Annotated in this window: 8 protein-coding genes; 2 read left to right on the plus strand and 6 right to left on the minus strand. The window is 42.4% G+C overall.

Annotation, left to right across the window (positions count from 1 at the left end; genetic code table 11):
* Positions 1 to 891: 891 nt before the first annotated feature.
* Positions 892 to 2,445, plus strand: a complete 1,554-nt coding sequence (locus ABF638_RS24585) for a serine/threonine-protein kinase (RefSeq protein ID WP_435025547.1) — start codon at positions 892 to 894, stop codon at positions 2,443 to 2,445.
* 561 nt (positions 2,446 to 3,006) lie between these two features.
* On the opposite strand, the gene ABF638_RS24590 is transcribed toward ABF638_RS24585, so the two are convergent.
* The 5 genes from ABF638_RS24590 to abc-f form a co-directional block, all read right to left on the minus strand.
* Positions 3,007 to 3,204: an NblA/ycf18 family protein gene (locus ABF638_RS24590; RefSeq protein ID WP_041565841.1), complete on the minus strand. Its 198-nt coding sequence runs from the start codon at positions 3,202 to 3,204 to the stop codon at positions 3,007 to 3,009.
* 634 nt (positions 3,205 to 3,838) lie between these two features.
* A complete protein-coding gene (locus tag ABF638_RS24595) occupies positions 3,839 to 4,576 on the minus strand; it encodes a Stp1/IreP family PP2C-type Ser/Thr phosphatase (protein ID WP_435025548.1) in 738 nt (245 codons plus the stop codon).
* A gap of 17 nt (positions 4,577 to 4,593) precedes the next feature.
* Positions 4,594 to 6,279 (minus strand): ABC1 kinase family protein, encoded by a 1,686-nt coding sequence (locus ABF638_RS24600; RefSeq protein WP_435025563.1) that lies wholly within the window; start codon positions 6,277 to 6,279, stop codon positions 4,594 to 4,596.
* Positions 6,280 to 6,459: 180 nt separating this feature from the next.
* Positions 6,460 to 6,786, minus strand: a complete 327-nt coding sequence (locus ABF638_RS24605) for a DUF6825 family protein (RefSeq protein WP_181931036.1) — start codon at positions 6,784 to 6,786, stop codon at positions 6,460 to 6,462.
* A 100-nt stretch (positions 6,787 to 6,886) separates the two neighbouring features.
* A complete protein-coding gene (gene abc-f, locus ABF638_RS24610; RefSeq protein WP_435025550.1) occupies positions 6,887 to 8,497 on the minus strand; it encodes a ribosomal protection-like ABC-F family protein in 1,611 nt (536 codons plus the stop codon).
* A 410-nt stretch (positions 8,498 to 8,907) separates the two neighbouring features.
* On the opposite strand from abc-f, the gene ABF638_RS24615 reads away from it, so the two are divergent.
* Positions 8,908 to 9,672 (plus strand): Uma2 family endonuclease, encoded by a 765-nt coding sequence (locus ABF638_RS24615; protein ID WP_435025552.1) that lies wholly within the window; start codon positions 8,908 to 8,910, stop codon positions 9,670 to 9,672.
* 12 nt (positions 9,673 to 9,684) lie between these two features.
* Here ABF638_RS24615 and ABF638_RS24620 read toward each other — a convergent pair whose 3' ends face one another.
* Positions 9,685 to 12,390, minus strand: a complete 2,706-nt coding sequence (locus ABF638_RS24620) for a CBS domain-containing protein (RefSeq protein WP_435025564.1) — start codon at positions 12,388 to 12,390, stop codon at positions 9,685 to 9,687.
* Positions 12,391 to 12,407 lie beyond the last annotated feature (17 nt).

Here is a 12,407-nt window from a genome sequence, read left to right on the forward strand (position 1 = left end):
AGAAGGCTTCTTAGTTGTACTGAGTTTTTTCAGAAATCAAATATGAGTCCTATACCAATTCAAGGGTTTGATGATCTGCGGAGGTGAGTTTTGTCTGTGTAGTCAAGCCAGTGCGGTCTTCTCCGAATATAGAAGGCTCGTCTCTCACCGAAGGGGAGACGCTCTAGCGTATAGTGCAGCCTCTCGATAGAAGAGACTGCGCCAAAGATTCCGCATACTCTTACAGGGAAGTAACCTACGCGCAGCTTGTAGCAGAAAACGTCTGGGAGTTTCCCCCATAAGCAACTGGTGCAAGACTTCTAGTCACTCAGAGGATTCAGAAATTAGACTTTACAAACATTCTCTAAGCTCGACTTTATCCAAAATTAAGAACTCAATTTTCTTTATCTGGTAAAAACCCTAGCCTTTTAGCAAATACTTTACTCTGCACTCATTACTCAATTTTCAGAACTCTGTGGTGAGTGTGGTACTTCCTAATTAAAGTTTTTGGCATACCCCAGAGTTATCTATTTAGTCAAAATTGGGCAAACTAAAACTACACCACAATTAAAGTGCAAAATGGTACAAAGCATCATTATAAATCTACCCTTTCTGCTTGTTTGATTTAGCATATTGCACCAGTTGTAATAACCGTCTTGGTTACAAACTGCTAGATTATGGCTTTAATCCTCTAAAAGACGACTGAAAAAGCTAGTACAGCACCGCCCAAATAGAGCAACGATTGAAAATCGCACAAAAGCCTATCCTATAAGCTTTTTGCCTTTTGACTTCCGACTTCTAGCTTGCGGTACGAGCGTAGAAAGTCATTTCTAGGCGCAATAACTCAGATATCAGTTTGAATGCACTTTTCCTCCCAAACACTTACAACCTGCTTTTGGATTCAAATTTTCTATGTCAGACCCCAACATTGGTCGCTTACTCAGCAAACGCTACCAACTCCAGGAGTTAATCGGTACTGGAGCAATGGGTCGGGTTTATCGTGCTAAAGATACTTTGTTGGGAGGTGTACCTGTTGCGGTTAAGTTTCTCGCTCTCTCAATCCAAAATGAAAAGATGCGATTGCAAGACCGCTTTGAGCGAGAAGCAAAAACCTGTGCTTTATTAGGGCAAAAAAGCATCCACATTGTCCGAGTTATGGATTATGGCGTAGATGACAATAACACCCCGTTCTACGTCATGGAATATCTACAAGGACAAAGCCTGAACAATATTATTCGCAAGCAACGACTGCCTTTACCAAGATTCTTGAGTATGGCGCGTCAACTCAGCCTGGGATTACAGTGCGCCCATGATGGCATTCCAGTTGATGGTACTATTTGCCCAATTATCCATCGTGATGTCAAGCCAAGCAATATGCTGGTGATTCAAGATCCCAGTTTTGGAGAATTGGTCAAGGTTCTAGATTTTGGTATTGCTAAATTATTACAGTCAGATGGTGACCATACAAAATTCTATTTGGGGACATTGGCTTATTCTTCTCCCGAACAGATGGAGGGTAAGGAATTAGACAACCGTGCTGATATTTATAGTTTGGGCGTCATGATGTTTGAGATGCTCACAGGCAAAATGCCACTGGTAGCACCAACTCACTCTTTTGGAGCATGGTATAAAACACATCACTATCAAAAACCACGTTCTTTTGCTGAGGTTGCGCCTGGATTAGAACTACCAAAAGAAATCGAAAATTTGGTGATGAGTTGTCTAGCTAAACTAGCACGCGATCGCCCCCAAAGTATCACTGAAATTCTAAGAGTTTTAGCATCTCTAGAAAAGCCTGAGTATACACGCAAAATTCAGCAAGATAGCCATGCTCTAGTTCCTTCTACTACAGCTAGCCCTGAGCTTGAACAAAAGACTAAAGCCGATTTGCGGGTATCCTGGTCAAACGATGAAATCGCTCGTGCCATTTCCTGGCCCCAAAATAAACCAATTGCCGATATTGTCTTTCCCCAGACCATTCACACCAATGGGGAGATTTTACCAGCCCTATGGGTGATGCTACCACAAGAAGAAATTCAGAAGCGCTTACTCTGTACCCGTTATAACCAATTTCTTTTCATCTCTATTCCTCATCCCATGTTGCTATGGATTACTGTCATCTATAACCGCAAGCATGGTGCTAAATGGTTGCCTTATTACCTTGATCTCAAAAGCAGTCTTGGTCAAGAAATTGCTAGGTTACTCCAGCACACAGGTTACTACCGCCTGTTATTCTTTGCACGAGAAACACCAAATCGCTGTACCCATATCTTACTTTCCAGCGTGGCTTCTGCCCAGCGCCAGCGACTACAAGAGTGGGTCGCAATGAGCAACACCTTAATGTCCTCTGCTGACCCACAAATCAGTAAAAGCTTACTCAAAAGTGAGTATGAAAAGATTAAGCCTCAAATTCTAACAAAACTAGAAAGTATTGATACAGATTCTCCATACGATCTTTCCAGCTAGTGGTCTGTCATTCCAAATTTGACGGGTTGGGACTGACACAAAGACGCGGAGAATTTTAAACAAAGCAAACTTGCCTTGACAGACTACTAAGAATAATTTCTGAATGTTACGTGTTTTAGATGTAACTAAGGGGTAGGCACTGAAATAATGTAAACTTTTATAAACAAAGTATATATAAAGATGTAAGTTCTAGTTATATGTATAAAGAGTGAAATCACTAGCTGCCAAATTAGTGCTGTCTAAATTCTCTCTGAATATTCCTCTGTATATATTCCAGGAAATTGTCAATTTACGCAGGTGTGATTCTCAGACTAGACGAAACAAGAAGAAGTTTGGCTAAAGCAAACAGCGATTTTAGTCTACAAAGCTGAAATTAAGTCTAGACTCCAACAGATATGCCGTAGACAATGTTTACTCGTTCTTAGTTAATTTCGTGGATTGAACTTTTGCACCGCTCTTGTGGAATTACTTATCGAAGTTGACGCCCCGACATCCCCAGCTCTTTTCCTCCTTGGAACCAAGCAAGAGAAGGAGGTCGCCCACTGCGACATCAGAACGACTCTATGCCATAGTGGAACCGGAATCTAAGCCCCACTGGTGCTTAAGAAGCTCTTGATAAGTTGCCTCCCGCACAACCATTTGCTCATAGAGCTTGACTAAAAAGTCTTTAGCTTGGTCGTGGCTCATATTTTGTACCTGAGTAGCAAATGAGCAGATGCTGAATTGCTGTTCCAAGGATAGTTTCATGGGTTGATTCATAGTTAACTCCGAAAAAACAACGCGTAAAGGTGATATCGCTCACAGAAGTCCAAATGGGATAAGATTTGGACTTATATCTGTCCAACATTTGTTCCTCCGTATTACGAAAGATAACAATTGTTTGACAGGTTGCCCACATCCGAAATGTGGACTTTTTCTGCTCTGATATCTTGCACCTAATCCTACTGATATACCACCCAAGTCAGCTGAACCATATTCCGGAAAATAGGCTCTATTTAGCCTCGGATAAGTATAACTACCTCCCTGATTCCTTCTTGCTTCGCACAATTCTCCTTTGAGGAGAAGAACAAGTGCTATGCTTAACCGTCTTAAGTTTTTCTATTTAGAAAACCTAAGATGCTTTCTCCTTCAGTATGGAGGAAGCTTCGGAGGGCGGAGACTTTAAGGAGGTTGGGGAATTAATGGTAATAAGCGTGAATTATAGTCGCTTTACCTTATTACGTGCAAGATGTCAATTAACCAATTTATGCAAATCTAGCCTCTTTAGGTCATTTTAGAGGCTAAAAATATTTGTATCAAATTGTAAAAAGGAAAAATGCTCACACTGAACAAATTACTGAGTATATTTACCGGATTTTTACTTTGTCCTTTGTCCTTGGAAAAAGAGTAATAACTAATGACTATTTTCTTCGAGTGAGACGATGACAACTGTAATGTTATCGTGCCCTCCATGCTCTTTGGCAGCCTCAATTAGAGAGATGGCAGCTTTATCAAGCCAAGGACTATCTTTGAGGCAATTAGCAATCTTTTGCTCGACAAGTTCTTCTGTAAGACCATCACTACATAACAGCAAGCGATCGCCAGCTTTGACATCTAGTGGTTGCACATCAACCTGATGCAAGTCTTCACGTCCCAAACAGCGCGATAATACATGACGAAAAGGATGTAATCGCGCTTCATCTAAAGTGATGTCACCGATTTTGATTGCTCGTGCTACCCAAGTATGGTCTTCTGTTACCTGTTCTAAGTGCGACTCCCGCAAGCGATACAGCCGCGAATCGCCAACATGAGCGCACCAAGGAGACTCTGGGGCACGAAAAATTACTGCTACAACCGTTGTACCCATGTCAGCGCGTTCGGGATGGTTTTGCTGATCCTGCAAAATCGCTTCATTGGCACCCCACAAAGCTTGCTCTAGCAATTCTTGAGAAGATTTAGAAGATTCCCAATTTGCTACCAAATACGCCTGAATTTCTTCAGTAGCAATGCGACTTGCTTCCTCACCTCCGGCATGACCACCCATTCCATCGGCGACGACGAAAAACCGCCCTTCTGGGTCGATATAGTAAGCATCCTGATTATTAGAACGAATAAGTCCCGGATCGCTAAAACCCGTGAAATTAAGTTTCATAATTTTTTTTGCAACAATTAATACATACGATCGTAACGGTCGAGGCGTAAAAGTAATCGGATCAGGATCACTGAGAGCGCCGCTGCAATTAAACCTGGCAGCAGTGCCAACCATACATAATCCTTAACCACTAGAATAGTAGCTGAAAGCGTGAAACCGCTGATTAACAGAGCATAGCTTATTGAAAGCTGAATACTGCTCTGTCGTCGCAGCAGGCGTTCAGTTTCTATAGACCGAACGCGCAAGCGCATGTCTCCCTGCTCTAGCTTCTCTAGTGTATCCTCTAATCTACGTGGTAGACCAAAGGCGGTACTACTTACCTGAGCTGCTTGGCGACTTAATTCGTTAAGAAAGCTATTCCCCTCAGAACCATTCATATCGGTCATAAGTTGCATTGCATATGGTTTGGCAACTTCCATAAAGTTAAACTCTGGATCTAGACCCTTGCCTACCCCCTCCAGAGTAGAAAAGGCTCGCATCACAAAAGTGAAAGTTGCAGGAAATCTAAATGGCTGATTATAAGCTATTTCGTAAAGGTCGTCACTGATTGCCGCGACTGATTGGTTTTCAAAGGGCTTATCCATGAAATTGTCCAGCATATACTGGACGGAACGCCGGACTGGCCCCATGTCATCGGTTGGGGCGATCGCACCTAAATCGATCAGAGATTGCACAACGCGATCGCCATCTTTTTGGGCAATGCCAAACAGTGTTTGCATCAGTCCTTCGCGGATGTTGGACTTAATCCGCCCCATCATACCGAAATCGTAGAATATTAGAGCGCCATTTGCACTGACGGCAATATTGCCTGGGTGAGGATCGGCGTGGAAAAAGCCACTATTGAGTAATTGTAGTAAGTAGGCTTGAGCGCCTTGACGAGCGATCGCTTTTCGATCCAAACCCGCTGCTTCTAAAGCTTCGTATTGGCTAATTTTAATTCCAGGGAGATATTCTAAAGTCAGCACTCTAGAACTGGCGTAACGCCAGTATACTCTGGGGACATTCACCCAATCGTAGCCGCGAAAGTTCCGGCGAAAAGTATCGGCGTTACGACCTTCGTTAAGATAATCAATTTCTTCCCAAAGAATGCGGCAACATTCTTCGTAAATACCCAACCAATCTCTCCCCCGTCCCCATTTGGGATGGTTTTGAAAGTAGCGGGTAATTCCTTTGAGAATCTGTAAATCTATTTCAAATAACTTCTTTAGTCCAGGACGTTGCACCTTGACAACAACCGATTCCCCAGTATGTAGCACAGCTTTGTGTACTTGCCCCAAGCTAGCGGCAGCTAAGGGAATAGGTTCAAAATTATGGAAGAGTTCAGGAATTTTTTTGCCTAGTTCTTTTTCAATGATCGCTTCTACTTGCTCATAGCTAAATGCCGGTACTTTGTCTTGTAACTTTGCTAGTTCTTCTACATATTCACCAGGGAATATATCAGCACGGGTAGAAAACAGTTGCCCAACTTTGATGAAGGTTGGCCCTAAATCCAGTAGGGTATTGCGAATCCAAACCGCTTGGGTTTTGCGTCTTGCAGCTTGCTTTGCCTCAGTCACACCACCCGGATAACTCCAAGATTTGTTGTATAGCCAAAGTTTGAACAATAAGGTCAAGACAAAAGACCAAATGTCCACAAAACGCCGTCTGCTAGAGTATTTTTCCCGATTCCAACGGTATGCCTTATCTGAATAACCTTGTTCCATATACTTTGTGTACCGTTGGTTTGCAACCGAATCACTTGAAAGAGAAGACACTCTGATTCCTAAACTATTTTTTTCTTAAGTGTCCTTTGTCATTTGTCATTTTTCCTGTGTTATTCGTCCTTTGTCATTCGTACATAATTTTTCACTAATGACTAATGACCAATGACTAATGACTAAAATTTATGCAGAAGTTCGACGATAATGTTGCAATTCTGTTCGTAATAGGGCAATCTCTGCTCTTAATTCGTCAATATCTGCTTGCAAGTCACCGGAATCAGAGCTAGCTTGCCCACTACCTGCGGTAGCTTGACCAGCATTAGCTGATTCTGCTGCCCGATTTGCCCGCTCTAGGACTTCTTCTGTAAACTGGCGCAATTGCTCTCTAGCTTCTGCATCAAATTTGCCCAGATCACTCAAAGCATCGGTCAAGGCGACCTCTAAACGCTCATTAACTACTTCAGCTACCGCTCTGCCTACGAAAAAGGCTTGCACAAGGGGATTACTCATAAATTTTTGTTACGTTGCACCGCAAGAGAATTATAACTTGCCTGTATGCTTTGCGGCTTCTATTGTAGAGCTAGAAATTTGGCGTTGGCGATCACTTTATTTATGGCATTCCAGCTAACTCTCGATAATATTGCTCTGGTGTACTCGGTAAATAAGTCGTCATTTGCAAAGTTTGTTCCCTTAATTTAAAACCTTGGGTAATGTTAATCCGGCTGAGGAAATCGATATCGTGGGAAATTACCCAAAGCGCTCCTTGGTAATCATTGATACCTACTACTATTTGTTCAACGGTTTCAATATCCAGGTTATTAGTTGGTTCATCGAGAATCAGTAGATCGATTTCTGAGATACTAATCATAGCGATCGCTAATCTTGCTAACTCACCTCCACTCAATACAGAGGCGCTTTTGTGAACGTGATCATATTTAAAGAGAAAGTGTCCTAGTTGTTGACGCAAAAGCTGATAGCTGAGATCGGGATTGGCAGCTTGCATATTTTCCAGAATTGTGTATTGTCGATTTACCAATTCGTAGGTTTGATCGAGATATACAGCTTTCATCGCTGGTGTGAGCAAAACCTCACCTGATTCTAAAATCGCTGTTTGGTTTTCCATTCCCAAAATTGCCTTTACCAAACTCGATTTACCAGAACCGTTTGCGCCGATAATGGCTATGCGATCGCCAGATGATATATGCAGTTGAATATTTTGAATCAATAGACGCTTTGATATCCTAAGATTTGCACCCTGGATATTAATGAGATTTCGGCGCTTTTGATTTTTTTCTTCTAGCTGAATACTTGTGACTTTGGTAGTTTTTACCTTTGTTTCTGCAACCTTTTGATTAGCCTTTGCCACTGCTGCTTCATGTTTCTTTTTCGCAGTTCCGGTAGACGCTTCAGCTTTAGTTTTAATTAGTCCGGCTGCCATTCTATCAATACTACCATTAAGGAACTTGGCGCGACCGTTGCGACTTGATTGGGCTGCGCGTTGCTGTTCTTGCATAGCTGTGGCTTGGGTACGTCTGAGTTCCTTTCTGGCGGCTTCGTGCGATCGCAATGCTACCTCTAACTCGACTTCTTTCTGTTCTCGATAGTACGAGAAATTACCACCATATATTTTCAAGCCAACAGGTGTAAGTTCCCAAGTAACATCTGTCACTTTGTCTAAGAAAAAAGGCTTATGTGAGACAATTACAAAAGCACCTGCAAAATCTTGAAGAAACTGCTTCAAGCTTTCTAAAGCTTGCAAATCCATGTGATTTGTTGGCTCATCAAGTAATAGCAAGTCTGGTTTTTGAGCTAAACCGATTGCTAGAAATAGTTTAGTAAGTTCTCCACCACTCAAGTTAGTAATTGGTAAAGATAAGTCAAGTGCTGTGTGGAATTGTGTTTGTAAAATCTCCTCAATATTCCACCATTCATCAGAGATAGAAATCAAAAAACTAAGCACTGTCTCTGATGTAATTTCTTGTCTGATAGTACTGATTTGTGGCAAATAATAGACAATACCATTATGCCAAACTGAACCTGTATACGGGTTAATTTGACTTGCAAGTATCTTGAGAAGGGTTGATTTTCCTACCCCGTTGCGACCAACTAAAGCGATGCGATCGCCCGCTTCGATATTCAGAGGAATTCCTTGAAACAAAGTTCTATCTATGCTGAGTTTATATGCTAAATTCTCAGCTACCAGTATTAATTTTTTCGGCATTATTCTCAAACCTCAATTCGCAAACTTCCACCCGCGTTTTTCCAAAAACTGCGGGTAGATTAGACACAAAAAACCAGCGCAGACAATCGTCAAGCGTTTCTATGTATATAGGAGTGATAACAATATTTTTAGTGCATGACTATGTGAAGTAACCCTGTCAAACTAGTTGCGTTTATTCTTCGTTGACATTTGTTGCTTTGGTGCAACAGGTCTTTGGTACTACTTCATTTCTGCTATCTCGTTGGAGTTGTGATGAGGTTTGATATTGACTACAGTTTAGCATGAAGGAATTTCGGAAGGGTAGCGATCGCTTTTTTCTTCTCTGTGCCCTCTGGGCCTCCGCGGTATGCGATCGCTAACTACAACACTGCTAAAATCAATCCATAACCACTTGATGCCGTATCCATTCTATGACTATTGCTCAAGAATTAGATTCTCAACAAGGCATCTGCCAAGATGTTATATTTCCCCCTGGTGATTTATATAGTGATGAGCCTCCCTTGGAAAGCGAACTACATCTACGGCAAATAATCCTACTTTTAACGTGTCTGGAATGGTTGTGGCGAGATAGAAATAATTTCTATGCGGCGGGAAATCTGACTATCTACTACAGTCCGCGCCAACGCAAATCAGAACACTTCCGAGGGCCAGACTTTTTTGTTGTGCTGGGAACTGAACGTAAAACCCGCAAAAGTTGGGTAGTCTGGGAAGAAGATGGCAAATATCCGAATGTAATTCTGGAAATTTTGTCTGACTCAACAGCGAATACTGACAAAGGTTTAAAGAAAACAATTTATCAAGATACCTTCCGCACACCCGATTATTTTTGGTTTGACCCCTACACACTAGAATTTGCTGGATTTCATTTAGTAGATGGAGAATATCAACCTCTACAACCAAGTGAACAAGGATATTTGTGGAGTCATCAGCTAGGGTTATATTTGGGAGTTTATGAAGGCTTATTGCGGTTTTTTACGCGAGATGGGCAACTAGTACCAACACCGGAAGAAACGGCAGAACAAGCTGAACAAAAAGCTGAACAATTACAACAACAAGCAGAACAAGCCGAACAAAAGGCTGAACAGTCACAACAACAAGCAGAACAAGCCGAACAAAAAGCTGAACGTTTAGCAGCAAAACTGCGGGAGTTAAATATTGATCCAGATACAATTTAGACCAGAGCTATTTCATTTAGGATAGTGTTGTGCTAAAAACTTCTCAGCTTCAGTCCTATCTTTAATCACTCCATCTAAGGTAGCAGCAACTATATCATCTAATATTTGCCGATACTGGGGGCCTGGTTTGTAACCAAGTTTCTTTAAATCATTGCCATTCAATAGTGGCTGTACATTAGCCAAAACAGTTAAATATTCCCAAATTTGATGTCTAAGCGATCGCGGACTTTGCAAAGCAATTAAAATCAGCATTGGTAAATCGTACTGTCGCAACAACTGCACTACTTGACTGGGACTTTGACGCTTAGGCAAAGATTCCATCACCTCAGTTTGGGCAGAAGTCAAGTTTTGCAAGCGTTTAATGCTATCCTCTTGCAGTTGCAGATTTTTTGCTACTTTCGCCCGATATTGTGGTTCTAGGTGGGCGATTAACACTTCCAAACGCATTTCCCAATGAATTAGGGTTTGTTGGGGGTCAAATCGCCGTAAACAGCGTTCTAGCAAGCGTAATTGCCGCAGTAGTTCTATATCTAGCTTCAGGCTAGGATGGATGCATTGCAATGCCCCTAAGTTATCGAGTAACTGTAAAGCCGATTTCCAATAGTGGGCTTCTAGGATGTGTTTTAATTCTGTTTTCAGTCGCGTTTGCAGGGCTGGAGTTCTGCTATTCTCTTGAGCAGTGCGATCGTAAACACCACTGTTGATGGCATAGCGGATAAACTCTTCAGTTTGCGGTTCTATCTGAAATCCGAAGCGCACAGCAAACCGCACGCCACGATAAATGCGGGTGGGGTCTTCTATAAAGCTGTTGGGGTGTAAAACCCGAATTTGTTTAGCTTGTAAATCGAGTAATCCGCCAAAGAAATCGAGTAATTCACCAGCACGGGGATTAGTAAGCCGTAGAGCAATCGCATTAATGGTAAAATCTCGACGATACAAGTCTTGACGAATCGAACTCGCTTCAACTTCTGGATTCGCCGCCGGGTAAGGATAAAATTCTGTCCTAGCGGTGGCAATATCTACCCATAGAGAATCTAATTCTGGGTCTTTGTGCCACAACAAAGCAGCAGTTTGAAAAGCCCCGTGGATTTCTAAACGAGCCGCAGGGTAAAGTTGCTGGAGTGCTTTTGCTAGTTCCACACCAGCGCCAACATCTGCTGATTTGTGAAAGCCATCAACCACTAGGTCAATATCTTTAATCATCAAGCTACCTGCTGTCTCAGCTAACAGCAAATCTCGCACCGCACCCCCGACTAAATAAAGATGCCAACCCCGTTTTTCGGCTTCTTGCGATGCTGTGGTGAGTAATTGCCATAACTGAGGAGCAAGTTTATTTTGCAATTGAGGGAGATTAATATTACTTTTCCCCCCTCTCTCCCTCTCCTCCTCATCCCCTTCTCCATCTTCATCCCTTTCCTGATGTAATTCCCGCAAGACATCAGTACGAGTGACAATACCAACTAACTGACCATTTTCCAATACTGGTAAGCGTCCGATATCATAAGTCACCATCAGCGACTCAATTTGTGGCAATGTCGTATCTGGTGTAATTGTTTTCAGATTTCTTGTCATGTAGCCCTTAACTGGTGCATGACTAAATCCGTGGTGCAAGGCGATATCAAGATCCCGGCGTGAAATAATACCTACTAGTTGCCCTTGAGTATCAACTACAGATAAACCAGAGTGTCCATAGCGCAACAAAATGCGCTGTGCTTCAGCAATTGTGGTTTCAGGCAGAATCGTACGGACAGGAGAAGACATCAAATCCCTCGCAGTGGGGGGATGGGGAATTTGCGTTTTTATCCCGTCAAGGAGTTGTTTTAAAATTGCTTGTGAATCAACTCCTCTTAGATTTAGCGATGCGGCTTGTGAATGACCGCCGCCGCCCAAGAGTTGGAATAATAGATTAAGATTTGTTTTGGGAATTTGCGATCGCCCAATTACAGTTAAGCGTGAATCATCTTCACCCAAAGGATACTCATTAGCCAACAGTATGGCATCAATTTCGGTTAGTTCCACTAGTTCCGAAGCCAGACTCGATAATCCAGGCACAAAATTTTTAGTTCTTATAGTTACCCAGGCAATCGTATATCCGCGTAGACAAAGATATTCTAAATTTTCCAGCGATTCAGTTAATAGCTGCTGCAATTGCAAAGACAATCCAGGGTCACGGTAGGTAGAAATTACCGACAAACTGGCATCTTGTTGCATCAACCAAGCCAAAGCTAAAGCGTCCCGTGGTGTGGACTGGTCAAAGGTCAAGGAACCAGTGTCAACGTGGATACCCAAAGCCATTACTGTGGCTTCGGCAGGAGTGAGAGAAATTTGCTGTTGTTGCAATTGCTCAACGATGAGAGTTGTGGTGGCTCCTACTGAGTCAATATGCGATCGCGTCGCGGGAATATCTGATTCTTGTCCTAAGTGATGGTCATAAACTATAATCTCTTTGAGATTGGGTAAATCTAACCACTCAGCAGCTTTACCCAAGCGATCGCGCTGTTGTGTATCCACCACAGTCAGAGAACGAATTTTTTCTGGATTCACCGAACGGCGTTCAATCAGCGGATATTCATCTCGATGCAATGCTAAAAAATCCCGTACAGGAGGGTGAGAACCGCCAGTCAGCACAATCTTACTTCCTGGTAGTAGGCGCGTTAACCCTACTGCTGCTCCTAATGCGTCAAAATCTGCTGTCGTGTGGCAAAGAATTAAATCCATAGTTAAGTAGTCATTAG

The sequence above is a fragment of the Nostoc sp. CALU 1950 genome, assembly GCF_051172895.1.
GTDB classification, from domain to species: Bacteria; Cyanobacteriota; Cyanobacteriia; order Cyanobacteriales; family Nostocaceae; genus Nostoc; species Nostoc edaphicum_A.

Bases quoted from the DNA above. Each gene is read 5' to 3' on its own strand.
- ABF638_RS24585 (WP_435025547.1), top strand. From the start codon at position 892: ATGTCAGACCCCAACATTGGTCGCTTACTCAGCAAACGCTACCAACTC.
- ABF638_RS24590 (WP_041565841.1), bottom strand. From the start codon at position 3,204: ATGAATCAACCCATGAAACTATCCTTGGAACAGCAATTCAGCATCTGC.
- ABF638_RS24595 (WP_435025548.1), bottom strand. From the start codon at position 4,576: ATGAAACTTAATTTCACGGGTTTTAGCGATCCGGGACTTATTCGTTCT.
- ABF638_RS24600 (WP_435025563.1), bottom strand. From the start codon at position 6,279: ATGGAACAAGGTTATTCAGATAAGGCATACCGTTGGAATCGGGAAAAA.
- ABF638_RS24605 (WP_181931036.1), bottom strand. From the start codon at position 6,786: ATGAGTAATCCCCTTGTGCAAGCCTTTTTCGTAGGCAGAGCGGTAGCT.
- abc-f (WP_435025550.1), bottom strand. From the start codon at position 8,497: ATGCCGAAAAAATTAATACTGGTAGCTGAGAATTTAGCATATAAACTC.
- ABF638_RS24615 (WP_435025552.1), top strand. From the start codon at position 8,908: ATGACTATTGCTCAAGAATTAGATTCTCAACAAGGCATCTGCCAAGAT.
- ABF638_RS24620 (WP_435025564.1), bottom strand. From the start codon at position 12,390: ATGGATTTAATTCTTTGCCACACGACAGCAGATTTTGACGCATTAGGA.